The 26,439-nt window shown below is 65.7% G+C and carries 22 protein-coding genes and 1 tRNA gene; 13 read left to right on the top strand and 10 right to left on the bottom strand.

The features are described from left to right. Nucleotides 1-277: 277 nt before the first annotated feature. Together CKO23_RS13805 and CKO23_RS13800 are read left to right on the top strand one after the other, a co-directional pair. Nucleotides 278-670 (top strand): DUF423 domain-containing protein, encoded by a 393-nt coding sequence (locus tag CKO23_RS13805; protein WP_200332101.1) that lies wholly within the window; start codon nt 278-280, stop codon nt 668-670. A gap of 13 nt (nt 671-683) precedes the next feature. Beyond that, nucleotides 684-1,418, top strand: a complete 735-nt coding sequence (locus CKO23_RS13800) for a 16S rRNA (uracil(1498)-N(3))-methyltransferase (protein ID WP_200332099.1) — start codon at nt 684-686, stop codon at nt 1,416-1,418. A 7-nt stretch (nt 1,419-1,425) separates the two neighbouring features. Here CKO23_RS13800 and CKO23_RS13795 read toward each other — a convergent pair whose 3' ends face one another. From CKO23_RS13795 to CKO23_RS13775, 5 genes are all read right to left on the bottom strand, one after another. Then, a complete protein-coding gene (locus CKO23_RS13795) occupies nt 1,426-6,648 on the bottom strand; it encodes a hybrid sensor histidine kinase/response regulator (protein ID WP_200332097.1) in 5,223 nt (1,740 codons plus the stop codon). Between the two features lie 32 nt (nt 6,649-6,680). Then, nucleotides 6,681-8,726, bottom strand: a complete 2,046-nt coding sequence (locus tag CKO23_RS13790) for a methyl-accepting chemotaxis protein (protein ID WP_200332095.1) — start codon at nt 8,724-8,726, stop codon at nt 6,681-6,683. 154 nt (nt 8,727-8,880) lie between these two features. Next, nucleotides 8,881-9,483 carry a chemotaxis protein CheW gene (locus CKO23_RS13785; RefSeq protein WP_200332093.1) on the bottom strand — a complete coding sequence of 201 codons (603 nt, stop codon included), beginning with the start codon at nt 9,481-9,483 and terminating at the stop codon, nt 8,881-8,883. Further along, a complete protein-coding gene (locus CKO23_RS13780; protein ID WP_200332091.1) occupies nt 9,476-9,919 on the bottom strand; it encodes a response regulator in 444 nt (147 codons plus the stop codon). The genes CKO23_RS13785 and CKO23_RS13780 overlap by 8 nt, the downstream gene beginning before the upstream one ends. Nucleotides 9,920-10,028: 109 nt before the next feature. After that, on the bottom strand, nt 10,029-10,445 hold the full coding sequence (locus CKO23_RS13775; protein WP_200332089.1) for a response regulator: 417 nt from the start codon (nt 10,443-10,445) through the stop codon (nt 10,029-10,031). A 278-nt stretch (nt 10,446-10,723) separates the two neighbouring features. On the opposite strand from CKO23_RS13775, the gene gshB reads away from it, so the two are divergent. The 8 genes from gshB to CKO23_RS13735 all read left to right on the top strand — a co-directional run bounded on the left by gshB (nt 10,724) and on the right by CKO23_RS13735 (nt 18,062). Beyond that, on the top strand, nt 10,724-11,692 hold the full coding sequence (gene gshB, locus CKO23_RS13770) for a glutathione synthase (protein ID WP_200332087.1): 969 nt from the start codon (nt 10,724-10,726) through the stop codon (nt 11,690-11,692). 125 nt (nt 11,693-11,817) lie between these two features. Further along, nucleotides 11,818-12,927 carry an FAD:protein FMN transferase gene (locus CKO23_RS13765; RefSeq protein WP_200332085.1) on the top strand — a complete coding sequence of 370 codons (1,110 nt, stop codon included), beginning with the start codon at nt 11,818-11,820 and terminating at the stop codon, nt 12,925-12,927. A gap of 2 nt (nt 12,928-12,929) precedes the next feature. Continuing rightward, a complete protein-coding gene (locus CKO23_RS13760; RefSeq protein ID WP_200332083.1) occupies nt 12,930-13,946 on the top strand; it encodes an energy transducer TonB in 1,017 nt (338 codons plus the stop codon). Between the two features lie 102 nt (nt 13,947-14,048). Next, nucleotides 14,049-14,612: a YqgE/AlgH family protein gene (locus tag CKO23_RS13755; protein ID WP_200332081.1), complete on the top strand. Its 564-nt coding sequence runs from the start codon at nt 14,049-14,051 to the stop codon at nt 14,610-14,612. Between the two features lie 27 nt (nt 14,613-14,639). Then, nucleotides 14,640-15,053, top strand: coding sequence for a Holliday junction resolvase RuvX (gene ruvX / locus CKO23_RS13750; RefSeq protein ID WP_200332079.1), 414 nt, complete (start codon nt 14,640-14,642; stop codon nt 15,051-15,053). Beyond that, complete coding sequence (gene pyrR / locus CKO23_RS13745) at nt 15,040-15,603, top strand: bifunctional pyr operon transcriptional regulator/uracil phosphoribosyltransferase PyrR (protein WP_200332077.1); 564 nt, start codon at nt 15,040-15,042, stop codon at nt 15,601-15,603. Before ruvX ends, pyrR begins: the two co-directional genes overlap by 14 nt. 23 nt (nt 15,604-15,626) lie before the next feature. Beyond that, nucleotides 15,627-16,622, top strand: a complete 996-nt coding sequence (locus CKO23_RS13740) for an aspartate carbamoyltransferase catalytic subunit (protein ID WP_200332075.1) — start codon at nt 15,627-15,629, stop codon at nt 16,620-16,622. Nucleotides 16,623-16,778: 156 nt separating this feature from the next. After that, complete coding sequence (locus CKO23_RS13735; protein WP_200332073.1) at nt 16,779-18,062, top strand: dihydroorotase; 1,284 nt, start codon at nt 16,779-16,781, stop codon at nt 18,060-18,062. Nucleotides 18,063-18,130: 68 nt separating this feature from the next. On the opposite strand, the gene CKO23_RS13730 is transcribed toward CKO23_RS13735, so the two are convergent. The 4 genes from CKO23_RS13730 to CKO23_RS13715 form a co-directional block, all read right to left on the bottom strand. After that, nucleotides 18,131-19,288 carry a PilT/PilU family type 4a pilus ATPase gene (locus tag CKO23_RS13730; protein WP_200332071.1) on the bottom strand — a complete coding sequence of 386 codons (1,158 nt, stop codon included), beginning with the start codon at nt 19,286-19,288 and terminating at the stop codon, nt 18,131-18,133. Nucleotides 19,289-19,355: 67 nt separating this feature from the next. Further along, nucleotides 19,356-20,393, bottom strand: coding sequence for a PilT/PilU family type 4a pilus ATPase (locus CKO23_RS13725; protein WP_200332069.1), 1,038 nt, complete (start codon nt 20,391-20,393; stop codon nt 19,356-19,358). Nucleotides 20,394-20,634: 241 nt separating this feature from the next. Then, nucleotides 20,635-21,183 (bottom strand): 5-(carboxyamino)imidazole ribonucleotide mutase, encoded by a 549-nt coding sequence (gene purE / locus CKO23_RS13720; protein ID WP_200332067.1) that lies wholly within the window; start codon nt 21,181-21,183, stop codon nt 20,635-20,637. Then, nucleotides 21,180-22,334, bottom strand: a complete 1,155-nt coding sequence (locus CKO23_RS13715; RefSeq protein ID WP_200332065.1) for a 5-(carboxyamino)imidazole ribonucleotide synthase — start codon at nt 22,332-22,334, stop codon at nt 21,180-21,182. The genes purE and CKO23_RS13715 overlap by 4 nt, the downstream gene beginning before the upstream one ends. Before the next feature lie 385 nt (nt 22,335-22,719). On the opposite strand from CKO23_RS13715, the gene phoU reads away from it, so the two are divergent. Continuing rightward, nucleotides 22,720-23,385 carry a phosphate signaling complex protein PhoU gene (gene phoU / locus CKO23_RS13710; protein WP_200332063.1) on the top strand — a complete coding sequence of 222 codons (666 nt, stop codon included), beginning with the start codon at nt 22,720-22,722 and terminating at the stop codon, nt 23,383-23,385. A 154-nt stretch (nt 23,386-23,539) separates the two neighbouring features. Here the strand turns inward: phoU and CKO23_RS13705 are convergent, their stop codons facing one another. Further along, entirely contained in the window at nt 23,540-24,130 is a 591-nt protein-coding gene (locus CKO23_RS13705) for a helix-turn-helix domain-containing protein (protein WP_200332061.1), read from the bottom strand. A 572-nt stretch (nt 24,131-24,702) separates the two neighbouring features. Here CKO23_RS13705 and CKO23_RS13700 point away from each other — a divergent pair. Together CKO23_RS13700 and CKO23_RS13695 are read left to right on the top strand one after the other, a co-directional pair. Continuing rightward, a tRNA-Met gene (locus CKO23_RS13700) sits at nt 24,703-24,775 on the top strand. A gap of 411 nt (nt 24,776-25,186) precedes the next feature. Next, a complete protein-coding gene (locus CKO23_RS13695) occupies nt 25,187-26,404 on the top strand; it encodes a slipin family protein (protein WP_200332059.1) in 1,218 nt (405 codons plus the stop codon). Nucleotides 26,405-26,439 lie beyond the last annotated feature (35 nt).

Here is a 26,439-nt window from a genome sequence, read left to right as displayed (position 1 = left end):
CCACCGGAGCCACTCCAGGTAGTCGAGGCAGTCCGCATCGGTGCGAAACCAGGACTGGAACTCGCCCGCAGTCCGCGGATAATCAACGCCAGCATGAGGGTAAGTCACCCTTGGAGTTTACTCCGGTTAAGTGGAGACCCCAGAAATCGCTTTATTACTGAATTCTGATACCGTCAGACACCGAAGCTGGCGGCGCTGGTGGCTGTCAGCGCCCCTACGACAACCATCGACCCATTGACCCATTGACCCATTGACCATCGACTCGGATCACACACGCATGAAACGCGCTTCCAACTGGCTGACTGTCGGAGCCCTCTGCGGCCTGCTCTCCGTCGCCCTCGGGGCCTTCGGTGCCCATGGCCTGAAAGGCAAGATCGAACCCCAGCTGCTCGCTAACTGGGATACGGCGGCGAGCTACCTTGGGCTGCACGCAGGGGCCATTCTGGCGTGTGGCCTCATCCTGCTCGGCGTCCGCGAGGCCACATCGATCGGCGCCGCGGCCTGGGCCTTTCTGATCGGCGCCGCGCTCTTCTGCGGGAGTCTCTTCCTCATGGCCCTCACCGGGGAACGGCAGCTCGGGATGATCACCCCGATCGGTGGGGTCGCCCTGCTGATCGGCTGGTCACTGCTGGCGCTCGGCGCTTGGCGCCTGCGTGGCGCCGCGCACTGAAGGCGGCCGCCCAATGCGCACGAACAGGATCTACGTCGACGCGGAATTCATCGTCGGCAGCCCGCTGGAGCTTCCGCCCGCGCAGACGCGCCACCTCAGCCAGGTCCTGCGCCTCGGCACCGGCGACCCCCTGGTCCTCTTCAATGGCGACGGACGAGACTATGCCGCGCGGCTGCTCGAATCCGGGCGGCACGCCGCCAAGGTGGTCATCGAGGCGGGCGGTGAACCCGAACCGATCGCGCCGCTGCGCATCCACCTCGCGATCGGCATCTCCAGGGGGGAGCGGATGGATTTCGCCCTGCAGAAGGCGGTCGAGCTGGGCGTTCAGCGCCTGACCCCCCTCTTCACCAAGCGCAGCCAGGTCAAGCTCGACGGAACACGCCTGGACAAGCGGACGGAGCACTGGCGGGGTGTCGTCGTCTCGGCGTGCGAGCAGTCCGGGCGACGCCGGATTCCGATACTGGACAAGGCTGAGCCTCTGGAGGCTTGGCTGGAAACGCAGTCGAGCGGCGGTCTGCTGCTCGATCCTGCCGCACCGATCGCCCTGCCCGATCTGGACGCGCCAAATGGCGACCTGGCCTTGCTGATCGGCCCGGAGGGCGGCCTCAGCCCCGGCGAGCGCGGGTTGGCTTGCGCGCGGGGCTTCCGGGGGGTGCGACTCGGCCCGAGGATTCTGCGGACCGAGACGGCGCCACTCGCGGCCATTGCGGTCATTCAGGCACTCTGGGGTGACTTCAGAGGCGCCTGAGCGACCGCTATCCCAAGGGTTTTCCGTGCTCCTCCAGCAGTGAGCCGATCTCGTTGAGCAGCTCCGATTCCTGATAGGGCTTGCCGAGGTAGCGGTTGACGCCCAGCTGCATGGCGTACTCGCGGTGCTTGGCGCCGGTGCGCGAGGTGATCATGATGATCGGCAGATGCTGCAGACGCTCGGAGCGGCGGATATGGCGCGTCAGCTCATAGCCGTCCATGCGCGGCATCTCGATGTCGAGCAGCAGCAGATCCGGGATGCGCTCGTCGAGCAGGGTCAGGGCCTCGACACCGTCCTTCGCCGTCAGCACCTCCATATTCTGACGCCGCAGCAGCCGGCTGGTCACACGGCGCACGGTGAGCGAGTCGTCGACCACCATGACGCAGGCGGGCTCGATCGGCGCCTCCTCATACGCCACCGCGGCAGCGGGCTTGTAGTCCTGCACGGCGCCGGAGCGCAGCAGCGCCAGGGCGTCCAGGATGAGCGCGACTCGACCGTCCGGCAGAATGGTGCCACCGCTGAGCCAGCGCACGCCGGCGAGCTGCGGTCCCAGTGGCTTGACCAGGATGCGCTGGCTCTCCAGCAGGTTGTCTACCTGTAGAGCGACCCGCTGGTCTCCAAGACGCGCGAGCAGCAACGGCAGCCAGCGCCGCTCACCCAGCTCGGGCTCTTGCCCCGGCTCGAGCGCGTTGCCGAAATAGATGACCTTGTATTGATGCCCCCGAGCCGTGAAGGTCTTGGTGTCATCCGCATAGATGGCGACGAGTTCATCGTGATTGATGCGCGCCGCGCCCTCGACCGTGCTATGCGGCACGGCGTACATGTTCTCACCCGCCGAAATCAGGAAGGCATCGATGATGGCCAGGGTGAGCGGGAGGCGAATGGTGAAACGCGCCCCCTTGCCCGGGAAGGACTCGAGGGTGATGGAGCCGTTCGCGGCCTTGATCTCGGAGGCGACCACGTCCAGGCCCACACCCCGGCCAGAGATCTGCGTGACCTTGCCGGAGGTCGTGAAGCCCGGCTCCAGGATGAACTGGAGGAGCGCCTCGTCGGGCAGCTTCGCCTCCGCGGGCATGAGCCCGCGTGCGATGGCCTGCTGGCGGATGGCCTCCAGGTCCATGCCCTTGCCGTCGTCTCCCAGGCTGATCACGGCGTCGTTGCCTTCGCGACGCAGCGCCAGGGTCACCATGCCGGTTGCCGGCTTGCCCTTGGCGACGCGCGTCTTGGTGTCTTCCAGACCATGGTCGACCGCATTGCGCAGCAGGTGCTCGAGCGGCGCGGTCAATCGATCGAGGATGGTCCGATCCAGCTCGACCTCGGGGCCGATCACTTCCAACCTGGCCGACTTGCCCAGGCTGTCGGCGGTCTGGCGCACCAGACGATGCAGGCGTGGCACCACCTGGACGAAGGGGACGAGGCGGGTGCGCAGCAGTCCGTCCTGGAGATCGTCGGCCAGGCGGGCCTGCTGATTCAGGAGATCGGTGAACTCGCGTTGGTAACCGCCGAGGATCTCCTTGACGCTGATGAGGTCGTTGACCGTCTCGGCCAGACTGCCGGAGAGCTGCTGAAGCCGGGAGAAACGATCCAGCTCGAGCGGATCGAACTCGTTGTCGTAATCGGACGTCGCACCACTGCGCTCGAAGCGATGGAGGATCTGGGCCTGGGTCTCGATCTCAAGCAGCCTCAGCTGCTCACGCAGACGGATGACCGTCTGGTCCAGCTCGCCAAGCCCGAAGCCGAGCTGGCCGTTGCGCTGCGTGAGGCGGCCGCGGTAGATGCTGATCTCGCCGGCATGATTGACCAGGCGGTTGAGCAGGTCGGACCGCACCCGGATCTGCGGCGCGACCGAGACGCTCGCCGCTTCACGGGCACCGGGCGGCTCGGCCTCGTGCTCCTTGGCGAAGAGTCCAGCAAGGGTCACGGCCGGGGCCGGGGCCGCGGGACGCATGACGGCGGCCTCTTGCTCGGCAGCGGCAGGCGCTTCTTCCGAGGTGCGCGAGAGTTCGTCCACCAAGGCGGTCATGCGCGGGATCGGGACGCCCTGCTCCAGCGCGTCGACCTGCACGGACAGGGTGTCCACGGCGCGTTGCGCCAGCTCCAGCGTGGTATCGGTCACCCCAGCCTGCGCATCGCCAAGCGCCTTGAGCCGGGTTTCGAGGGCGTGACTGAGATCGCCGATCGCCGAGAGTCCGGTCAAACGGGCGCTGCCCTTGAGGGTGTGCAGCAATCGGTTGATGCCGTCCAGCAGGGCGACGTCTTGCGGCGCCAGCTGCCAGCTTCTGAACTGCGTGTCGAGATTGTCGAGCAGGTCGCGCGCATCCTCCAGGAAGAGCGCGGCCAGGTCGGGGTCTGGTGCCGGCTGGACATCGATCGGGGCAGCCGCCGGCTCCGGGGGTCGCGTCGGGGGTGGAGCCATCGCTTGCACGGGCGGCGCTTCCGCTTCGGCCTCTTCGACCTCTTCGGAAAACCGGTCGCCGATCTCCAGCTCCTCTTCGATCTGCAACCCTCGCTCGTCCTCGTCCTCGTCCTCGTCCTCGGGCTCCTCCTCGGGGACCTGCTCGCTCAGCGGTGGCTCGACGACGGGCGCCTCACGCTTGGGCGGCTCTTCGACCGGGGCCTCGACGGGTGCCGGGATCCGACTCTCCAGCTCGTCGAGCAGCTCGGTCAGGACCGCGGCGCCGGCGCCAACCTCTGGAAGTTCGTCGACACGCGCCTGGACGCCATCGACCGTCCGCCTGAAGAGGGCCAGCAAGGCGTCGTCCAGGCGTTCGCCCGAGACGATCGCCGGCTTGACGCACAGCTCGAGCGCCTTGGTGGCACGCGCGATGGAGTCGATGCCGGACATCCGCGCGCTTCCCGTCAGCGTGTGCAGGGCGCGCTGCACGGGCTCGTCGACCTTGGGCTCGCCGGCCTCGACGCGCTGGAGGAAGGCGCGCAGCTCGGCGAGATGCTCGTGGGTTTCGGTCTGGAAGATGCTCAGCAGCTCTTCATCCGCCACGAAGAGGCTGTCGTGATCGGTCAGCGTGCCGGCGAGCGCGGTGATCGCCGAGTCTTGGGTCGGTGTTTCCGTGACGGTCTCGGACGTGGCCTGCGTGTCCGGCGCGCCCTGCAGCTCGCCGCGCAGTTCGCTGGCGCGCATGAGGTGCGACTCGATCGCATAGAGGCGCCCCTCGGACTCGGCGCTGACCAGCTCAGGCAGTGCCGCAACGACCGCCGATACGCAAGCCAGCACGGACTCGGACGGAAAGGTCTCGGTTTCGAGCAGGCGGTTGAGCAGCAGCTCCATGGCCTGCGCGAGTTCCGCCACCTGCTGGGCGCCCACCAGGCGACCGCTGCCCTTGAGCGTGTGGAAGCTGCGCCTGAGCGTCTTGAGCGCATCCGTGTCGTGCGGGTTGGACTCCCAGCGTGCGAACTCCACCTGCGCGGACGCGGTCTCCTCCCTCGCCTCCTCGAGGAAGATGTCCATGAATTCGGTCTCGGTTTCCCCAGCGGCCCCCAGCTCGACGCTGGTCTCGGCCTCGTCCTCCGCGACGGGCTCGACAGCGACCTCATCAGGGATGTCCGCGAGGTCGCCGAGCTCGGCATAGAGCGCGGACACCGACTTCCCGGCGCGATCCACCAGCTCATCACCCAGCGGCATGGCCTCCTGGAGGTGACCGATATAGAGTTCGAGACCGGCAATGGCATCCGCAAGGTGCTCGAACTGCGACTCCGTCGGCGTCCGACCGCCGCGCACATAGGCCTTGTGGATGAGGCTGCCCAGGGTCTCGGCCAGATCGGCGGCGGGGTTCTCGCCAAGGATACGCAAGGCACCGGAGACGCTCTGGAGGTAGCCATTGACGGACCCCAGCTGGTCGGGGGCGCGCTGCTCGGTTTGCCAGGCCGCGATGGCCTCCTTGACACGCAGCAGCTCGTAGCCGGCCTCGCGCAGCGTGGCCGAGAACAGCTCGGTCAGGTCCATGTCCGGCGCGATGATCTGCTCGCTCTGCAAGGAGCGATGACCGGCGTGGGCGAGGAGCACGGCCTCGATGCCGAGTAGCTCCATGGCGTAGGACTCGAAACGGGAGAGATCCCCGCCGAAATCTGCCCCGTCGAGAGCGTCGAACTTCTCCGCAAGCGCGCGCATGCGCGACGGCAGGTTGCCAACGTCCGAGTCGTCCAGTGTCGCGGCAAGGCGTCGGAGTGTCCCGCAGAAGGCCTTGATGGCCGACTGATCGGCCTGATCGGCCTGATCGGCGTGCGTGATGATATCGAACTGCTCTTTCAGCGCGGCGAACTCCGCGAGCGCCGCGATGGCAAGCTCGGCGACCGCCTCGTCGCCTTCCATACCGGTCGATTGTCCCATGCTGGCCGACAGCCCAGAGCGGCTGGCGCCATAGCGGATCTTCAGCTCGCCAATCACGCGCGACTCGATCTGCGCCTCGGCCAAGATGGCAAGGAGCTGCTCGATCAGGGTCTTGGCATCGACTTCCGGCCATTGCGGCGGCTTCTGCGTCAGCGGCTTCTGGACCCAGTCGAGGTGGCCCATCAGGGTTCGCTCAGCGGGACCGGTTTCGAGTCGCCCCGTCTCGAGTGCTTCGACGAACACCTCGGCGAGACGGAAGACATCGGCGAGCAGCCCCTCTTTGAGATAGTCGTGGAGCTGGTGAAAGAGCCCGCCGAGCGCGAGGAGCCCCTGACGCTGGGTGTCCTCGCGGTACCACTCGACCAGATGGCGATGGAACTGCGGGCGCACCTGCCGCATCACCTCGGCCAGGATGTCGAGTTCCTCGGGCATCCACTGCGAGTCGCCATCGCGCGTCACCGCCGCGAAGGTGAGCAGCTCGGAGTGACTGAGCGGCAGCTGATCGCAGGCCGCGCGCACCTCGTTGAGGATCGACCAGAGGCTCAGCGGCGGCTCGTCAAAGCCGGCGTCGAGACGGTCGAGATGGTTGGTCAGCTGGCCGAGCGCCTGGCCCAGCACTTGAATGGCTTCGTGTGGAATGGCCGCGTCCGTGTCCGCGATCCGCTCCGCGAGGCGCGTCATGTCTTCGACCAGTCGCGCAGGCGTCGTCAGCTGCAGCGCCAGGAGGACACCATGCACCTGCTCAAGGGCCTGTACGGCGGGTGTCAGGTCCTTCAGAGATTCGGACACACCGCCAGTCGCGACCAAGTCACGGACTGGACGCAGGGTCGTGCCGATCTCGCCTTTGACCCATTTAAGGCCGCCAACCACCTTCTTATCTGCCATTGGCCCGCTACTCGTGGTGAGCCCGATCGACGTTATGGAAGCCGGAAACCGGCAACCGACTTCTGCAGCTCGCTCGCGAGGTTGGCGAGCTCTTCGACCGATTCAGCAGCCCTTCTGGTGCCATCGTTGTTCTCCTCTGTGATGGCGCGGATGGCCTGCACCGTGTCGTTGATCTCGGCGGACTGACGCGACTGGCGCTGCGAGGAATCCGCAATGCGTTTGGTCAGCTCGGCGATATAGGCCGAGACGTTCTCGATCTCGCGCAGGGCGTCGCCCGCGTTCTCGGCCAGATTGGCGCCTTCCACCACGCCCGCGGTGCTGGCTTCCATGGAGCTGACCGCCTCGTTGGTGTCCGCCTGGATGGTGCGCACCAGCACCTCGATCTGCTTGGTCGCGTTACGCGAGCGTTCGGCGAGGCGCTGCACCTCGTCGGCGACCACCGCGAAGCCACGACCGGCCTCGCCCGCCATGGCGGCCTGCATGGCCGCGTTCAGCGCCAGGATGTTGGTCTGGTCCGCGATGTCGTCGATCAGCTCGACGATCTCGCCGATCTCTTGCGAGCTTTCACCCAGACGCTTGATGCGCTTTGAGGTCTCCTGGATCTGCTCGCGGATGGCATCCATGCCCTGGATGGTGTCGCGCACGGTCTGGGCACCGCGGCCGGCCACCTCGACCGAGCGCGAGGCGACTTCGGCGGACTCGCCGGCGTTGCGGGCAACCTCGTCGATCTGCACCGTCAGCGACTGGACGGCCGCGGACGCCTGCGTGATCTGAAGGGACTGAACGCTACTGGCCTCGGCGAGCCGTAGCGCAATGGCACGGCTGTCCTGGGCCGAGCCGGAGACCTTGGAGGAGGTCGCGTTGATGGTCGTGACCAGGCCCCGCAGCGCCTCGATGGCGTAGTTGAAGGCGTCGGCGATGGCGCCTGTCTTATCCTCCGTCACCGTGGCCTCGACCGTCAGGTCGCCGTCGGCCAGGTCACCGAGTTCGTCGAGGAGGCGAAGGATGGCGCGCTCGTCGCGCTCGGTCTGAGACTTGGACACCGCCTCGCGACGCCTGGATTGGCGCAGCGAGAACATCACCAAGAGCGCTAGGCTGAGCAGGGCCAGCGCGGCGAAGACGAGGACGGCGCCCGCGCCGAGCGGAATGCCGGCCAGTATGATCTGACGCCCGCCACCCTGATAGTCGTTGAGCAGCGTCTCGGAAGCCGCTTCGATCCGCGATCCGGCGGCCCGAATCTGGGGCAGCAGCCCTGCGGTTGGCTGCACCTCAGCGGAAATGGGCGCCAGATTCTGCCGCGTCTTCGCCAATGGCGCGAAGAGGCGCGAGACCTGCTCCAGCGCCTGACGCGAGCCCCCGTTGGCCTCTGATCGGGACTTGGCTTGGGTGATCAGGGTCGCCAACGCCTGCGCAAAATCTTCACTATGGGAGGCGAAGTTGGAGAGCGACTCGGCAGACGCGCCGGGGTCAGCCAGGTATTGGCTGAGTGCCGCGTCCATGCGGTCCAGGCGGGAGACCTGCAGACCGGCCTGGAGTGCCTGCGAGGCCGGCGCGCCCTCGGTGGCGATGCGCGCCGCAGCGTTGACCATGGCCTCGCGGACATCGGGGAGTGCCTTCTTGGCATCTTGAACCAGACCGCCCGCGGTGATGAGCAGGTCTTGCGCCTTGAGGATCCCGTCGATGCCCTGGCTCAGCGTACCCCAGGCCGTCTCGGTCTCGCTCATGGCGGCGCGCAACTGCTCGCTGGCGGCCTGCCGCGGGCCCTCGTCGATACCCGCCTGCAAGCCCGTCATGCCGGACTGGAAGCTGCTCCGGGCTTGGCGCAATTGATCGAGAGCCGCCGCGTCACCCTGCACCCCGGCCCGCGCGGAGCGCACCAGCTGCTGCGCCAGCGTCTTCTGCGCCGCCGCCGCCACGGACTGGCGCGCATTCAGCTCGTCGACTTTCACGAGCGCCAGATAGCTGTAGAGCGCCAAGATCGCGAAGACCAACGCGCTCAGCGTCAGCAATGCCGTGGTCACCAACTGAGAACCGCCCGCGACGGTTTTTCCCAATGTCAAGTTCAATCGCTTCGCCATCTGGTGCCGACTCCCGATGCGTGTATGTTCACTCGTCGTTGTTTGCGTTGATTGTGAAAGGCGCCGGGCGTTCCGATCGTTGGGTCATCCTGTGCGCATCCATCACGAGGTCTCATTCCGAGAGCAAAGGTGCCTTGCTCGAGTCGCCGAAGATTCACGTCATTGCGGCATTGAAAAGCGGGTCGCCCATCATCCGACCGAGCCGAATGACCGGCATCGGACTGCCTTCGAGCAGATAGGAGGCATCGACATAGGGTCGCGCCGGGCCGAGCCCGTCTTCGACCTCATCGACCCGGTCCGCGTTCTTGATATAGCGCATACCGATCGCCTCCGAGACCACCAGGCCGCAGGGCAGCTCGTCTTGCCGGACGACCAGCACACGCTCGCGGCTGCGAATGGCATCGCGGCGCCGTTCAACGGGCGCGTCCTGGCCGCGCCGTCTGCTCTGAGGCTTGCCGCCCTCGATGAGCGAGGCGAGATCGTAGATCGGCAGCAGGGTCCCGCGATTGTTGGCGACGCCCAGCAGCCAGGGCTTGGTGCCAGGGACACGGGTGATCTCCGCGGGCAGCTCGAGCACCTCGGCGATCTGCTCCAAGGGTGTCAGAAAGTGTTGTTTCTTGACGCGAAAGAGCACCGCCGCCCAGCTGTCGGCAGGCGTAGCCTCATCCGGCAGGCCGGCCGCCCTGGCCCGGCAGCGCGCATCCAGCTTGCGAATCAGATCGTGGAGGTCGGTCCGGGATTTCTCGGTTCTAGGCATCGGTGCCCTCATCCAGCAAGATCCGAATGCGCTCGAGCAAGAGTTGCCGGTCGACGGGCTTGACCATGTACTCGGTCGCCCCCTGACGCAGACCCCAGGTGCGATCCGTCTGCATGTCCTTGGTGGTGACCATGATGATGGGGATGTCCGCGGTTTCCGGATCCTTGCGCAGCCGCCGCGTGGCCTGATAGCCATTGAGGATCGGCATGATCACATCCATGAGAATGAGATCGGGGTGAATGCGGTGGGCGGCCTCAATGGCCTCTTCGCCATTGGTTGCCGTTTCGACCTGATAACCGGCCTTCAGCAGGGTGCTGGTAAAGATCCGAGTCTCGGTCGGCGAATCGTCGACCACCAGGATGGTCGCGCCACTGGTCGCAGCCGCGCTCACATCCGGGGTTGGTGGCGAATCCGTTTTACGAAAGAAGCGTCTCATTGGCGTGCTTTGGCGCTCGTAGGCGATTGGTCTCTAGCAACTCACCGAAACCCTCATCAGCGGCTTGACAGGTTAGCGGTGCCCTCGTGTCGTCGTGATCCGCGCAGCGTCAAGGCCCAGAGGTATCCTGAGCCGCCTTCTCGGGCAGGTTGGCGCGGACGGCACCCAGCAATTCCTCGCCCGTGAACGGCTTGGAGAGATAGAGTTGCGCGCCAACGAGACGCCCCTTTGCGCGATCGAAGAGGCCGTCCTTGCTCGAGAGCATGACAACGGGCGTGTGTTTCAGCGTTGGGTTGCTTTTGATGAGGGCGCAGGTGTGATATCCGTCGAGCCGCGGCATCATGATATCGACGAAGACCAGATCGGGCTTGAAGCTGACGATCTTGCCCAGGGCGTCGAAGCCGTCCTCGGCGACACAAACCTCGCATCCTGCCTTCTTCAACATGGTCTCCGCACTCCGGCGAATGGTTTTGCTGTCGTCGATCACCAGAATCCTGGTGCCGCGCAAATCAAGATTATCCTTCATGATCCGTCACAGATGCGGCGATGCGCCGGGCGAGTTGGGGGACGGTTGCTCATGGCTGGGAGTTGTACCATGTTAGCACCGGGGCGTCGTAGCGAACGCCGTCACCTTTCTTGCGTTTGGGTGGCATGATAGCAATTCCTGATTCCTTGAGTCGGGTCCTTCGCGAGGGACGAGCCCTAGCCCGGAGCCATGATAGCGATCCTAAAATCAAGCGCTTCCGCATGCACACTAGAAAGCACCTCACGGACGTCCCGGCCTAGCTAGAGACCTCAGACCCAATGCCCGTTCACATCGGCTTCGTGATGGATCCCATCGGCTCCATCAATATCAAGAAAGACAGCAGCTTTGCCATGATGCTCGCCGCTCAGCGGCGCGGCTGGCAGCTTTGGTATCTGGAGGTCGGCGATCTCTTCGTGCTCGACGGCCAGGCCATGGCCAGACGGCGTTCGGTCGAGGTCACCGACGATCTCGGTGGATGGTTTCGGCTCGGGGACGAGCAGGTGCTCCCTCTCGCCGCGCTCGATGCCCTGATGATGCGCAAAGACCCTCCCTTCGACATGGAGTACGTCTATGCCACCTACATACTGGAGCTAGCACAACAGGCGGGGTGCCTGGTTGTCAACCATCCGCGCAGTCTGCGCGATTCGAATGAGAAGGCGTTCACAACAGCCTTCCCTCAGTGCACGCCGCCAACCCTGATCAGCCGCCAGGCCCGCGACATCCGCGCCTTCCAGGCGCAACATTCCGACATCATCCTCAAGCCGCTCGATGGCATGGGTGGCGCCTCCGTGTTTCGCGTCCGACCCGGCGACGCCAACCTGAGCGTCATCATCGAGACGCTGACGCGCCACGGCCAGGCCTTTTGCATGGCCCAGCGGTTCATCCCCGAGATCAGCGACGGGGACAAACGCATCCTCATGATCGACGGCGAACCGGTGCCCTATTGTCTGGCGCGCATCCCGGCGATGGGCGAGACACGCGGCAATCTCGCGGCCGGCGCCTCGGCGCAGGCCCGCCCCCTGACCGAGCGTGACCGCTGGATCGCCCAGCAGGTCGGCCCGGAGCTGCGCGCGCGCGACATCCTCTTCGCCGGGCTGGACGTCATCGGGGACTATCTCACCGAGATCAACATCACCAGCCCGACCTGCATCCGCGAGCTTGACGCGGCCCATGGCCTCGACATCGCCGGCGATCTCATGACGTGCATCCAGTCGCGGCTCGCGGCCCGGACGCCATGTCCGGCATGAGCGGATGCCGTTTCGGCGCGCGTTCTGTTAGCCTGCTCGGCACTCGAGACCCCGAGCCTGCGAGTGGACTCTTCGCGGGACGCCTGCGGGCCCCGCCGTTTCCACCAACCTTGAGGAGCGGCCCCATGTGGTTTTCGTCGTCACCCTCGACCGGCTTCAGATCGCGACGCTGGCCAGGCATTCTGCTTGCGTTGCCGCTCGCGCTCTGCGGCTGCCGCGAACAGGCCCCGGTGATCCTCAGCCAGTTCGAGGCGTTCGGCACCCGGGTGGATGTCAACCTGGTTGGCGTGAGCCGCGATCAGGCGCGGCAGGCCTCGACCATCGTCGCCCAGGATTTCGCCTACCTCCAGCAAGCCTGGACCGCCACTGACTCCGGACACTTGGCGCGGGTCAACCGACGACTGGGAACCGGGCAGCCCTTCGTGGCGCCGCCTGCGTTGCTGCCCCTGATCCGTCTCTCCCAAACCTACGAGTCGCAGAGCGGCGGCTTGTTCAACCCTGCCATCGGCAAGCTCACCAACCTCTGGGGATTCGACCGCAACCTGCTCGGCGGCCACCCACCGCCCACGAGCGAATCGATCGCGCGGCTGGTCGCCGCCCGCCCCCGCATAGCGGACATCGCCATCGAGGGGCTCTACCTCAAGGGCAGCAATCCCGCGGTCGAGCTGGATTTCAGCGCAATCGCCAAGGGCTATGCCATCGACCTCGCAATGCACCACTTGATGGATCTTGGTGTGCGCAACGCACTCATCCAGGCCGGTGGCGACCTACGCGCGATCGGCGAGCGCAGCGGCCAGCCTTGGCGTATCCCCATTCTGCGGCCAAGCGGCTCGGGCGTCTTCGCCATGATCGCGATCCGCGGCGACGAGAGTCTGGTGACAACGGCGGATTACGACCGTAACTTCATCTTCAAAGGCACGCTCTACCATGCCATTCTCGACCCGCGAACCGGCTGGCCCGCCGCTCAGACCCGGTCTGTCACCGTGATCCACAGTCAAGCCGCCGGCGCCGCCGCCGCCGCTAACGCCCTCTTCGTCGCCGGCCCGGATGCCTGGCAGGGCGTTGCCGCCGCCATGGACGTGCGCTACGTCATGCTGGTCGACGCCGCCGGGCGCGTTCAGATGACGCAGGCCATGGCGGACCGTCTCGAGCTGGTCGACACCCAGGAAGAGATCCTCATCCCTGGGACTCAGCCCCTCCAGACGCAGCCACTCGCCTCGGGCGCAATACTCTGAGCATGACGGCTTACGCGGACCAGCTGGAGCGACCCGAGCGCTTGGCCAGCCAGCGCAACGGCGCGTCGCAGCGCACCTTCGTCGCCGCGCTGGTCGCGGCGGCCCTGCTGCACCTGCTCCTCATCGTCGGGGTCTCCTTCGCGCCCGCGAAGCCCAAGCCGCCCCCCGAGACGGCGCTGGAGGTGCTCATCATCAAGGAGCGGGGACAATCCATCGCGCAGGCCTCACCCGACGCCATGCTCTCGCAACGCGACCGCGCTGGTGAGTCCCTGCTCGGCGACGCCGCCCAGACCAGCGAGGCCGACAGCGAGGCCGAGCCGCACGAGCAGGCGCCGCCCGACGCGCGCAGCGCCGAGGCCAAGGTTGAGGAAGAACCGACGCCCGCGCCGGCCGAGGACACCTCTCCGCCGCTCCACAGCACGGTCTTGGAGAACACCGAGGTCGAGCCCAAGGTCACCACCTCGCTCATCCCGGTGGAGAAGACAGCCCCCGTGCTGTCCGCGCGAACCACCTCCGAGATGCCCCCCGTGGCGGCAACGGACGCCTTGCGCGACACCGAGACGCGCGTCGACGCCGCCCAGATACTGGCCAGCCGAGGCATGGAGATCTCCCGCCTGACCGCCAGCCTGGAGGCCAAATCCAGCGCCTACGCCAAGCGCGTGCGGCGCAAATCCATCAGCGCCAGCACCCGTGAGTTCAAGTACGCCAGCTACCTCAGCGCCTGGGCGCGCAAGGTCGAGCGCATCGGCAACATCAACTATCCGCAGGCGGCGAAGACGCAGCGCATCTACGGCAGTCTGATCCTGCACGTCGCGGTTCGCTCGGATGGCAGCGTGGAGCAAATCCGTGTGGTCAAGTCCTCGGGGTACGACCTGCTTGACGAGGCCGCAATCCAAATCGTCGAGCTTGCCGCACCCTTCTCGCCCTTTCCGCCGGACATCGCCGCCGAGACCGACGTTCTGGACGTGATCCGAACCTGGCAATTCACGCGGGGCAACGTCCTCGGCTGGGAACGCTGAATGCCATCACCGCACGGAATCTGTGCGCCATGCCGCGTCACCGAGCCGATTATCGCCGGCTCGCTCTTGCCACCCCATGGGCCGATCGGGATACTAGACACCATGCCTTTCAGCACCTCCCTCACCAATCACTTCCTGATCGCGATGCCGGGTCTGCAGGATCCGAATTTTGCGCGCACGGTCACCTACGTCTGCGAGCACACCGAGCAAGGTGCCATGGGCATCGTGATCAACAGACCACTGGAGGTCACGCTCGGCGAGCTGTTTGCGCAACTGGACATCGCGGGCGTCCAGCCTGGCTTGGGCGAGACCCCGGTGTATCAGGGCGGCCCGGTTCAGACCGATCGCGGCTTCGTCCTGCATACGGCGGGGCCGGCCTTCGACTCCACCCTGAACATCACGCCCGATATCAGCGTCACCACCTCGCGCGACGTCCTGGAGGCGATCGCCAGCGGCGAAGGTCCGGAACAGACCCTCATCGCCCTCGGCTATGCAGGCTGGGGTAGCGGGCAACTGGAGCAAGAGATGAGCGCGAACGCCTGGCTGAATGGACCGGCAAGCGGCGACATCATCTTTCGGCTGGACCCCAGTGCGCGCTGGATGGCGGCAGCCCAACTGCTGGGCGTCGATCTCAACCTGCTCAGCGGCGAGGCTGGGCACGCCTAGGCACCCGCCGAGCGATCAGAGCACCCGATGACCACACTGCTGGGCTTCGACTTCGGCCCGCGCAAGATCGGCGTGGCCGTCGGCCAGACCATCACGCGCTCCGCAACGCCCCTGACAACGCTGCGCAGCCGCAATGACCGGCCCGACTGGGAGCAAATTCAGGCACTGATACAGGCATGGAAACCGAGCGCCTTGATCCTTGGTCTGCCGTTCAACATGGACGATACCGAGGTCGACTGGTCCCCGCGCATCCATCGCTTCGCGCGCCAGCTCCAAGGGCGGTTCGGCCTCGCCGTCCATCTGGTCGACGAGCGTCTGACGTCGATCGAGGCCCGTCGGCAGCTGAGCGCCCGCCCTGGCCACAAACCACCAACCCGGGAGGCCGTGGACGCCGCCGCAGCCGCCCTCATTCTGGAAACCTGGCTCTGTGAGCAAGACTGAAACCTGGAAAGAACCTGCGGAGATCGAAACCGCCATCGTCCGCATGGCCGATGAGCTGGGCGCCTTGGTCGCCAGCCGCGGCATTCGCGATCCGCTGATGATCGGCATCCATACCGGGGGAGTCTGGGTTGCCGACCGCCTGCACGAACGCCTCGGCCTGAGGGAGCCTCTGGGGCACCTCGACATCTCCTTCTACCGCGACGACTTCACCCGCATCGGGATGCATCCCCAGGTGCGTCCGTCCTATCTCCCCATCGGTGTCGACGACCGTCACCTCATCCTGGTCGATGACGTGCTGCAGAGCGGACGGACCATCCGGGCCGCGCTCAACGTCCTCTTCGACTATGGCCGGCCGGCCTCGGTGATCTTGGCAACCCTGGCCGAGCGCGGCGGACGGGAGCTGCCGATCACCCCGGATGTCGTGGGCTTTCACGCCCGGCTGGACAGCGACGAGCAGATCAAGCTCAGCGGTCCCGAGCCGCTGGTGATGCTGCATGGCCATCTCCCGAAGAAACCCAAGGGCAAGACAGCGCAGTCGGACGACCGTTGAACGAGGTCGGGACAGGCATCGCCATGAGCACAGACAACCCGCAGCTCGACGCACAGGGAAACCTGAAGCACTTTCTCACCATCGATGGACTGAGCCGGGATCTCCTGATCGAGATCCTGGACAAGGCCGAGGGCTTCCTGGGCGTCGCCCAACAGGCCGTCAAGAAGGTCCCGCTCTGCCGGGGCAAGGTGATCGCGAACCTCTTCTTCGAGAACAGCACCCGAACCCGAACCACCTTCGAGCTCGCGGCCAAGCGTCTCTCGGCGGACGTCCTCAACCTGAACATCTCGACCTCGGCGACCGCGAAGGGCGAGACCATCCTGGATACCTTGCGCAATCTGGAGGCGATGCACGTCGACATGTTCGTCGTGCGCCACGCCTCCAGCGGCACGGCGCACTTCATGGCGCGGCATGCCGACCCGCATGTGAGCATCATCAATGCCGGCGATGGCAGACACTCCCATCCGACCCAGGGCATGCTGGACATGTTCACCATCCGCCGCCACAAGGGCGACTTCTCGCGGCTGCGCGTCGCCATCGTCGGAGACATCCTGCACTCGCGCGTCGCCCGCTCTCAGATCCTGGCACTCAAGACCCTGGGGGCGGCGGAGGTGCGCGTGATCGCGCCACGCACCCTGTTGCCGACGCGCGCGGAGGAGGCCTTTGGGGTCAGTGTCCACCACGACCTGCGCGAGGGTGTCCGCGACGCCGATGTCATCATCATGCTGCGGATCCAGCGCGAGCGCATGAACAGCGCCCTGCTGCCCAGCGAGCATGAGTACTTCCGGCTCTTCGGTCTGACGGAAGAACGCCTCGCCACCGCGAAACCGGATGCCATCGTCATGCATCCAGGCCCCATCAACCGCGGCATCGAGATCGATTCCCAAGTCGCCGATGGGCGGCGATCCGTCATCCTCGAACAGGTCAGCAATGGCATCGCCGTGCGCATGGCGGTCATGTCCATGTGCATCGGCACGCAGAACCTCAATGCACAGGGGGCGGGAGAGGTCTATGCCTGAGCCTGCGACCGCACTGAGGAGCGACTGCCGCGCGCGCGCTTCCAGCCCCGCCGCACCGGCAGAGCACCGCTGTGGTAAGCCTCCGTCGAGCGGAAGCGCTCGCCCGCACCCATTCCCACGCCGCGCGTCGCGCGCCGCCGCCCCGAGGAAAGGCGATTGAATCTGCCACGGATCAGCATTCTCAACGGTCGTTTGATCGATCCCGCCAGCGGGCATGACGGGCACGGCGACCTGCACATCGCGGACGGCCAGGTCCAAGCCATCGGTGCCGCGCCACTGGGTTTCGAGGCCGAATGCATCCTGGACGCCGCGGGCCATGTCGTCTGCCCCGGTTTCGTCGATCTCTGCGCGCGCTGCCGCGAGCCCGGCCACGAACAGAAGGCCACGATTGCGAGCGAAACGCGCGCCGCGGCGGCGTCGGGAATCACCACGCTCTGCTGCCCGCCCGATACCCTGCCCGTCATCGACACCCCGGCCGTCGCGCAGCTCGTCCGCCAGCTCGCGGAGCGGGCCGGTTTTGCCCGCGTGCTGCCACTTGGGGCCATAACCCAGGGGCTCGACGGCCGCACCATCACGGAAATGGCCGCGCTCAAGGAGGCGGGATGCCCGGCACTCAGCCAGGCCGATCGACCGATCCGCAACACCCAGGTCAATCGCCGCGCGATGGAGTACGCCGCCACCTTCGGGTTATCGGTCTTCCTCCTCCCGCAAGATCCCGACTTGAGCGAAGGCGGCTGCGTGCATGAAGGGGTGGTCGGCACGCGGCTTGGACTCCCAGGCATCCCGGAGGCCGCCGAAACCGTTGCCGTGGCCCGCATTCTGGCGCTCGCGGAGCAGACGGGGGCGCGCATCCATTTCCGCGGTCTCTCCACGGCACGCGGGGTCGCGATGCTGGCGGAGGCGCGCCGACGTGGCGTGCGAGCCAGCGGCGATGTCAGCATGCATCAACTCTTCCTCACCGAGGAGGATCTCGGGCGCTTCGACGCCAACTGCCACCTGATCCCACCGCTGCGCACGCGGGAGGACCGACAGGCCCTGCGGGCCGCCGTTGCCGCCCGTGAGGTGAGCGCCATCTGCTCGGACCATCAGCCGCACGACGCGGACGCCAAGCTGGCGCCCTTTCCGGAGACGGCGCCGGGCATCTCGGCACTCGAGACCCTGCTACCCCTGGCGTTGCAGCTGGTGGATGAAGGCGTGATCGACCTCATGGGCGTCATCGAGCGATTGACCCTGGGTCCCGCCGAAGCACTGGATCTGCGGATTGGACGCATCGCCCCCGGACTGACGGCCGATCTCTGCATCTTCGATCCCACGGCGGTCTGGAGGGTCGATGCGCAGAGTCTCATCAGTCATGGACACAACACCCCCTTTCTCGGACGGGAGCTGCGCGGCCGCGTCGCCTGGACACTCCTGGGTGGGCGGATCGTCTTCGAGCGCTGAGGATGGCCGGTTGAGGCCCAACATCCGACCACGACGGCTGGCCCCGTAGGCCAACCGCCCAGGCCGCGTCACCAGCGCTGATCCTCCGCCTCCCGATCCTCGACCAGGGTGATGCCGTCGATCGAGCGGTCGGTCGCCGCACGCTGCGCCGTGCCGCCCTGCAGCTTGATCATGAGGCGCACCTCGTTGGCGGAGTCGGCATACCTCAGTGCGTCTTCGTAGGTGATCTCGCCTTCCTGGAAGAGGTTGAAGAGGGCCTGGTCGAAGGTGATCATGCCCTGTTCGCCGGAGCGCTTCATGAGCTCCTTGAGCTTGTGCACCTCACCCTGACGGATGAGATCGGCAGCGAGCGGCGTATTCAGCAGGATCTCGATGACCGCGCGCCGCCCCTGTCCGTTCTTGCGCGGCGCGAGCTGTTGCGCGACGACACCCTTGAGGTTCAGGGAGAGGTCCATCAGCATCTGGTTGCGGGACTCTTCCGGGAAGAAGTTGATGATGCGGTCCATCGCCTGGTTGGCGTTGTTCGCATGCAGTGTGGCAAGCACCAGATGGCCCGTCTCCGCGAAGGTGATGGCGTACTCCATGGTCTGGCGGGTGCGGATCTCGCCGATGAGAATGACGTCCGGGGCCTGGCGCAGGGTGTTGCGCAGGGCGACCTCGAAGGACTCGGTGTCCACGCCCACCTCGCGCTGCGTGATGATGCAGCCGTCGTGCTCGTGGACGTACTCGATGGGATCCTCGACGGTGATGATGTGCCCGGAGCTATGGCGGTTGCGATAACCGACCAGGGCCGCGAGCGAGGTCGACTTACCCGTGCCCGTCGCCCCCACGAAGATGACCATGCCGCGCTTGGTCATGGCGACATCGCGCAGGACAGAGGGCAGCTTCAGCTCCTCGATCGTGGGAATCTTGGTCTCGATACGGCGCAGCACCATCCCGACCGACTCGCGCTGGACGAAGGCGCTGACGCGAAAACGCCCGAGCGGTGCACGGTCGAGCGCGAACTGGCACTCCTTGGTGTCTTCGAACTCGGCGCGTTGACGCTCGTTCATGATCTCGAAGACCATCTCGCGCGCCTGCTCGGCGGAGAGCGCCTGCTTGGCGGCGGGATAGATGGAGCCGTCGATCTTGATGCTGGGCGGCCAGCCTGAGGTGATGAACAGGTCGGAGCCTTTCTTTTCCACCAAGGCCGCAAGCAGTTGCTCCAGTGCGCGTCTCAAATCCATCGATCACCTCGGCCAAAAATTGTCTCTTTAACCAGTCGGTTAGCGACCCAGTCGCCTCGTCACCCGATCACATGAAATCTTCTTTGTTCTGCGCCTTGGCACGCGCGTCCTTGCGGGCGATGAGCCCCTTCTGCAGCAGCTCCTTGAGATTCTGATCCAGGGTTTGCATGCCATGCGCCTGACCGGTCTGGATGGCGGAGTACATCTGCGCCACCTTTGCCTCGCGAATCAGGTTACGAATCGCCGGGGTGCCGATCATGATTTCGTGGGCCGCGAGACGCCCCCCGCCGGTCTTCTTCAACAAGGTCTGAGAAACGACCGCTCGCAGCGACTCGGACAACATGGAGCGCACCATTTCTTTCTCGGCCGCCGGGAAGACGTCGATGATACGGTCGATGGTCTTTGCCGCAGAGGTGGTATGCAGGGTGCCGAACACCAGGTGGCCGGTCTCGGCCGCGGTCAGCGCCAGGCGAATCGTCTCCAGGTCGCGCATCTCGCCGACCAGGATGATGTCCGGATCCTGGCGCAGCGCCGAGCGCAGGGCCTCGCTGAACCCGAGCGTATCCCGATGGACCTCGCGCTGGTTGACCAGGCACTTCTTGCTGACGTGAACGAACTCGATGGGGTCTTCGATGGTGAGGATGTGCGCGTATTCGTGGTCGTTCAAATGATCGACCATGGCCGCCAGCGTGGTCGACTTTCCCGAACCGGTCGGGCCGGTCACCAGGATCAGGCCACGCGGGACATCGATGATGTCTTTGAAGCTCGACGGGGCCTTCAGGTCTTCCAGCGTGAGCACCTTGGAGGGAATGGTTCGGAAAACCGCGCCCGCTCCGCGTTTTTGGTTGAAAGCGTTGACGCGGAAGCGCGCGACACCCGGGATCTCGAACGAAAAGTCGGTCTCCAGGAATTCCTCATAGTCCTTTCGCTGCTTGTCGTTCATGATGTCGTAGACAAGCGAATGGACGGAGCGATGCTCTAGAGCCGGCACATTGATCCGGCGCATGTCTCCGTCGACGCGGATCATGGGGGGGAGCCCTGCCGACAAATGCAGGTCCGAGGCGTTGTTCTTGACGCTGAAGGCGAGAAGTTCGGCGATGTCCACGGGTCACTCCGTTTGAAGCCAGACGTCTTGAGGCGTAGCAACCTGAAGCTGGACTTCTTCACGAAGCCAGGCTTCTTCGACGCTACACCTCTTGAGACCAGATCTTAGCGCTGATCGGCATGGCCATGGATCCGCGCGACCCCTCGATTATCCAGGATTTGGCTTCGCAGATCGCGACCTCTGCCGCACTTCTGGACGCTCATGCAGAACCCGGTCGGCCGGACGCGATGTTGAGGCGCGCTCAGGGATGCTGATCCCGCTCCATGATCGCAACCTTGCCCAGCACCATCTGTTCGAGCTCACGCTTGTAGTCAGCCACGCGCTCGCGCACCTGCCCGTCCGATGCGCCCAGGATCTGCGCGGCCAGGATCCCGGCGTTCTTGGCGCCATTGATCGCGACCGTCGCGACGGGAACCCCCGCCGGCATCTGCACGATGGAGAGCAGCGAATCCTGTCCGGAGAGGCTTGAGGTCTTGACCGGGACGCCGATCACCGGAAGCGGCGTCAGGGCGGCAGCCATGCCAGGCAGGTGAGCGGCGCCCCCCGCACCGGCGACGATGACCCGCAGGCCGCGCTCCACGGCCGACTCGGCATACTCATAGAGACGCCGGGGCGTGCGGTGCGCCGAGACGATGGTCATCTCATAGGGCACGCCGAGCGCCCGCAAGACGTCCGCGGTGTCCTGCATCACCGGCAGATCCGAGTCGCTCCCCATAATGATGCCGACCAGGGGTTGCGCCTGAGCGCCGGTCTCGGCGGACGGCTGATGCGCGCGGCGAGATTGAGTCATGGGTGGTCCTCTCCTGAGATCTCGATGAGCGCACGGACACGCTCCGCCTTCTGCCTCGCCGTCTGGATATCCGGGTCGAGCACGGTGACATGGCCCATCTTGCGGAAGGGCGCGGTTGCCGCCTTGCCGTAGAGGTGCAGACACACGCCCGGGATCGCCAGGGCCTCGGCCATGCCCGAGATCACGGGTCGACCACGATGACCTGGCGCGCCGAGCAGGTTGATCATTGCCGCGGGTGAAAGCTGCGCCGTCGCGCCCAGTGGCAGACCGACGACGGCCCGCAGGTGCTGCTCGAACTGATCGGTCACATTGGCCTCGATGGTGTGATGACCCGAGTTGTGGGTGCGTGGCGCGACCTCGTTGACCAGGAGGTCGCCGGCCTCGGTCAGGAACATCTCGACACCGAAGATACCGACGCCGCCAAGGGTTTCGACCGTCCGCGTCGCGAGATCGACCGCGGATGCGGCGGTCTCGGCGGAGATGTCGGCTGGCGCGAGCAGCATGTCCAAGACGTTCTCGCCCGGACGGAAACACATCTCCACCACGGGGTAGCAGCGGCAGTCGCCGTCCAGACCGCGCGCCACGACCACGGCCAGCTCCTTCTGGGCGGGCACGAACTGCTCCAGCAGCGAAGCCGTTGGCAGATGCGCCGGGTAGTCCGCTGGCGTCTTCATGATGCTGACACCGCGACCGTCATAGCCGCCGCGCCGCGATTTCTGCACCAAGGGATAGCCGAAGGCCGCAAAGGCGTCCGGACTGGGCGCGGGCATGGCGATGAAGGGCGCGGTCGGGATGCCGGCGGCGGCCAGCGCCTCCTTCTGGGTCAGCTTGTCCTGGATGAGGGCGAGGACCTTCGGCGAGGGATGGACCCGATTGCCCTCGCGCTCGAGCTGAATCAGGGTGTCGGTGTCGATGTCCTCGATGTCGAAGGTGGTGACATCGCAAGACTCCGCCAGCTCGCGCAGCTTGGCGGGGTCGTGGTAGTCGCCAACGATCTGGTGCCCGGCGACCTGACCCGCGGGTGAGCCCGGCGTGGGATCCAGCACCACACAGGTACAACCAAGACGCTTTGCGGCCTTCGCCAGCATGCGCCCAAGCTGCCCACCCCCGATGATGCCGATACGTGCTACTGGAAGGGGAAATACGTCCATGGCGCGATCATCTGCGTTATTTTCACGATTGGGAAGCCCTGATCAGAGAGGAGGCGACGATAGCGTCGCTCGGTGGCGATATGGCCCAGCGAATCGGCTGGTCGTTGGAGAGATGATGGCTGGCTGGCCCCCGCGCAATGCGCGGCCAGGCGACTCGCGAGCGCCGCCGGCATGCGACGCCAAGTACGCCAGTGTACCGAGAGGGGAAACGGGAATCCAATGCGGGCGAGCGGCCGTGGATTCGGCGCGGTTGAAAACATTTACGGCAAGCCCGCTGTTCCTGCTGCCGGACTATGGGACAATTGGAATTGCACTCCCGCTAGAGGTCGGATTGCCGCTCTGCCGCGGATCCACCGATTCAAGAGAAGTTGCCGAGGATTCCGCCATGATCGATCACCTGAGCCTCATTGAAAAGAGACGCTCACACCTGCAGACCGCCGTGAGCGATCTGGGCACGCTGGTCATCGCCGCCCTGAACAAGTCGATCGACTGCCTACAGCGTCAGGATCTCTCGCTGGCCACACGCATCATCGAGGAAGACGCGCGCATCAACGCGCAGCGCCGGACGCTGGAGCAGGAGTGCCTGGTCACCCTGGCGGCCTACAAACCGGCCGGGGAAGACCTCAGGGCCGTCGGCACATGCATGGAGCTGGCTTCGGAGCTCGAGCGCATCGGTGATTATGCCGCGGACGTGGCGCGCATCATCTTGAGAAACAGCGAATCCCCCCTGCCCTCGGGGCCGGTCACATCCATTGTCGAACTCGCCGGCGATGCCATCGGCATGCTCGACAAGACGCTGTCCGCCTTCGCCGCGCATGGCGACGAATCCGCGATCCGTGCCGCGGTCGCCCTGGAGGATCAGGTCGATCGTCAAGAGCACGCCTTCATCGACCGAGTGTTGGACGCGATGCGTTCGGATGCCGACTTCGTGACCACCGGCACCTACCTGCTCTGGATCGTGCACAACTACGAGCGGGTTGCCGATCGCGCCACCAACGTCGCGGAACGCGCCATCTATGTCGCCTGCGGGCACACGCCTGACCTCGACTGAGGCGATTGCCGGACAAGACCGACCCGATGGTGCCGGATGTTGGTCTGCCTTCAAGGAGCACTCACGCAAGCATCGCGGACTCCGTGACGGTGCGTGCGACACGGAAGGCAGGCGAACAGACCCGTCAGCGCGGATGGTCTTCGACAGCATTCGCCTAGACCCTCGGCAGCGCGTCGCGCAGGGCGCGCACCGTCGCCATCAAGACCGACCGCTGGGCGGCCGGCAGCTCCGAATAGATCATCATCAGCTCCCGCATCTCCCCGGGAAAGGAGAGAAACAGCGGGTCGCGCTCGACGTGCTGCTCGTCCAGCCAACCCGGGCTGGCGCCGAGCAACCGCTCCACCCGCCTCGCCAGCTCGTCGGAGATCGGTAGGAAGGGATTGTCCAAGTGCTCCCGCAGCCGTTTGCGCGAAAGGCGCAAGTGCTTGACGGTGTCCGCCAAACGCTCCTGATCCGCGTCGACTCCATCCAACGCATGGGCCAGATTCTGGTGTCTGACGGCCTGGAGATCCCGCTCCTGCGGCCGTATCGGCCCCTGACCGAACATCAGCCAGCAGGCAGAGACGCCGGCTGCCTCCGCGATGAGCAGCATGTCATCCGCACTGGGCGTGGAAATGCCCGCTTCATAGTTGCCGAGCCGTGAAGGCTTCCAGCCGGGGATGCGCGCGAGCAGACTGGCTTGGGTCGGGAGACCGGCCATCTTGCGCGCGAGCTTGATGCGTCCTGGGATGTTGGTGGATTGCATGTGGCGGTTGCTTCGAGCGTCGTGCCCAAGGGGCGTGAAATGAACGGGGTCGGCAGGATACTCAGGATCGAGAGCGTTCGATGGCCGCCGCGATGTCGGCGATACGCGCAGGTCGGCAGAGCCTTCCGTGCCGCACGGCAGCCAAGTTTACAAGAATCTTGATATTACTGTTGACATACTTGAAACCTGCGCTAGACTAGCCGCCCATTGGATCAGCAGACAACCGCAATCGAGAGGATCGAGACTCAGATGACAGGCAGAGGTGATCGCAATCAAGCAGGGCTCCGGGACTCCTTCGTGGGGTGCACGGGCAGCGCTGTGCCTCTGAGCTGAGTCGACTCCGACTGTGACCTCGGAAGGCCCAGCGAAAGGGTCTTCCGGTGGGATTCAAAGCCCCGACCGGGAACACTGGTCGGGGCTTTTTTGTGCCCGAAAGCCGAGGCTTTTCGGCAAGACCGTCTTCGCGGAGAGCATCGCGCAGTCAGCGCTTGGGGTTCCGTATGCCCCAGTGGCGGGCCTGGGCGCCTTCGGTGTCCCCGTGGTCCGTTCCCACTGCACGATGTCCGTGAGGTGACAACGTCGCTCAACCGGGTAGAGCAACTGGCTCATCACCAGTGGATGCGGGTTCGAATCCCGCCGCTGTCTCTTGAGGCGACCGCACATCGCCACCGATTGGAGTCACATCCAATCCACACCAAGGGGTGAGCCCCGGCCCGAAGACAGGGAGGTCGCCGCCGCTTGGCGGGCCGGCGGGGAGGCCGGATCGGGGGCGTCGCGGCGATTCTGCGCCGTGGAGAACCGCGCGGACCGGAGCGCATCGGAGCAGGTCGAGTCAGCAGGAATGCCGCAGGTGCCGCAGGGTCGCGGCTCGACCGAGCCGGAGCGCGCCAACCGCGTGACCTCCACGGCCCATCGCCGCGACGCGGGGCGAGCCTTTCAACCAACCAACAACACAACGCAACAGGTAGCAACAATGCCGACCCCTTGATCAGGCGACGAGCAGGCCCGTGTGGCCCTGGCGCGTCGCCAACAGCGACGGCAGAGGAGAGAAGAACGATGAACATCATGGGATACAAGCGACAGGTCGTCGCCCAGCACGAGCGTGCGCTGGTGCTGAAGAACGGGATGCTGGAGCAGATTCTGGGTCCCGGGGTCTACCGCTGGCTGGACCTGCCGGGCGCGCTCGCTGTCGAGGTCTTCGACCTGACCCATCCCGAGCTGAGCCACCCGCACGCCGACGTCTTCTGCAAGGAGGCCGCGCCGCTCTGGAATGCTTGGGTCGAGAACGTCGAGATCAGCGAGCGGGAAGCCGGACTCGTCTATCTCGACGGGCGGCTGAGCAGGCTGCTGTCCCCCATGAGCCGTCGCTTCTACTGGAAGGGGCCGGTCGCCGTGCGAGTGGAGCGGGTCGACCTGAGCGCGGGTCTGAGCGTGGACGCCGGACTGATGGAGACCATTCGTCGGATGCGCCACGCGGACGCCTGGACCCAGGCCTCGGTCGTCATGCGCGAGAAGGCACGCGCCCTGGGGAAGGCACTGCCTGGAGCTGAGTTCTTGGACAACATCCTCGAGGAAGAGGTCGCCGACCATGAGATGGGGCTACTGCTCGTGGATGGGCGATTGATTCGCACCTTGGAGCCAGGTGTCCATGCCTTCTGGAGCTTCGCGCGCAACGTACAGGTGGAGGTGACCGACCTGCGGCTGCAGGAGCTGGAGGTCCAGGGTCAGGAGATCTTGACGCGCGACAAGGTGAGCCTGCGCATCAACCTGGGCGCGCACTACCGCGTCGCCGACCCGGTCAAGGTCCGCGCGAGCCTGCCGAAGCACAAGGACTTTCTCTACCGGGAGCTGCAGTTCGCACTGCGTCAGGCCATCTGCGACCGGACGCTGGATGAGCTGCTCGATCAAAAGGGTGCGCTGGAGCAGGGGATGCTGGGCGTGATTCGGGGGCGCGCCGAGCCGCACGGGATCGCGGTCGAGGCCCTGGGGATCAAGGACGTCATCCTGCCGGGTGACATGAAGCAGATCCTCAACCAGGTGGTGGAGGCGGAGAAGGCGGCGCAAGCCAACCTCATCCGTCGACGCGAGGAGACGGCCGCGACCCGGTCGCTGCTCAACACCGCCAAACTGATGGACCAGAACCCGGTCCTGCTGCGGCTCAAGGAGCTGGAGACGCTGGAGCGCGTCACCGAGCGGGTCGGCAGCCTGACCGTCTTCGGCGGCATGGAGTCGCTGCTGCAGGGACTGGTCCGAATCGAGGGTTCGCAGGGATGAGCCGAGCGCCGCCAGGAAAGGCGGCGAGTCGGCCC

This window comes from Thiocystis violacea, from assembly GCF_016583565.1.
Taxonomy (GTDB): domain Bacteria; phylum Pseudomonadota; class Gammaproteobacteria; order Chromatiales; family Chromatiaceae; genus Thiorhodococcus; species Thiorhodococcus violaceus_A.
Note: the sequence above shows the minus strand (reverse complement) of the source record. Positions and strands in the feature narration are given on the sequence as shown.

Coding starts and splice junctions, on each gene's coding strand:
- CKO23_RS13775 (WP_200332089.1), bottom strand. CDS start 10,445: ATGAAGGATAATCTTGATTTGCGCGGCACCAGGATTCTGGTGATCGAC.
- phoU (WP_200332063.1), top strand. CDS start 22,720: ATGATCGATCACCTGAGCCTCATTGAAAAGAGACGCTCACACCTGCAG.
- CKO23_RS13790 (WP_200332095.1), bottom strand. CDS start 8,726: ATGGCGAAGCGATTGAACTTGACATTGGGAAAAACCGTCGCGGGCGGT.
- CKO23_RS13785 (WP_200332093.1), bottom strand. CDS start 9,483: ATGCCTAGAACCGAGAAATCCCGGACCGACCTCCACGATCTGATTCGC.
- ruvX (WP_200332079.1), top strand. CDS start 14,640: ATGACCACACTGCTGGGCTTCGACTTCGGCCCGCGCAAGATCGGCGTG.
- gshB (WP_200332087.1), top strand. CDS start 10,724: ATGCCCGTTCACATCGGCTTCGTGATGGATCCCATCGGCTCCATCAAT.
- CKO23_RS13740 (WP_200332075.1), top strand. CDS start 15,627: ATGAGCACAGACAACCCGCAGCTCGACGCACAGGGAAACCTGAAGCAC.
- CKO23_RS13705 (WP_200332061.1), bottom strand. CDS start 24,130: ATGCAATCCACCAACATCCCAGGACGCATCAAGCTCGCGCGCAAGATG.
- CKO23_RS13805 (WP_200332101.1), top strand. CDS start 278: ATGAAACGCGCTTCCAACTGGCTGACTGTCGGAGCCCTCTGCGGCCTG.
- CKO23_RS13765 (WP_200332085.1), top strand. CDS start 11,818: ATGTGGTTTTCGTCGTCACCCTCGACCGGCTTCAGATCGCGACGCTGG.
- CKO23_RS13695 (WP_200332059.1), top strand. CDS start 25,187: ATGAACATCATGGGATACAAGCGACAGGTCGTCGCCCAGCACGAGCGT.
- CKO23_RS13715 (WP_200332065.1), bottom strand. CDS start 22,334: ATGGACGTATTTCCCCTTCCAGTAGCACGTATCGGCATCATCGGGGGT.
- CKO23_RS13800 (WP_200332099.1), top strand. CDS start 684: ATGCGCACGAACAGGATCTACGTCGACGCGGAATTCATCGTCGGCAGC.
- CKO23_RS13795 (WP_200332097.1), bottom strand. CDS start 6,648: ATGGCAGATAAGAAGGTGGTTGGCGGCCTTAAATGGGTCAAAGGCGAG.
- CKO23_RS13760 (WP_200332083.1), top strand. CDS start 12,930: ATGACGGCTTACGCGGACCAGCTGGAGCGACCCGAGCGCTTGGCCAGC.
- CKO23_RS13755 (WP_200332081.1), top strand. CDS start 14,049: ATGCCTTTCAGCACCTCCCTCACCAATCACTTCCTGATCGCGATGCCG.
- CKO23_RS13730 (WP_200332071.1), bottom strand. CDS start 19,288: ATGGATTTGAGACGCGCACTGGAGCAACTGCTTGCGGCCTTGGTGGAA.
- CKO23_RS13780 (WP_200332091.1), bottom strand. CDS start 9,919: ATGAGACGCTTCTTTCGTAAAACGGATTCGCCACCAACCCCGGATGTG.
- purE (WP_200332067.1), bottom strand. CDS start 21,183: ATGACTCAATCTCGCCGCGCGCATCAGCCGTCCGCCGAGACCGGCGCT.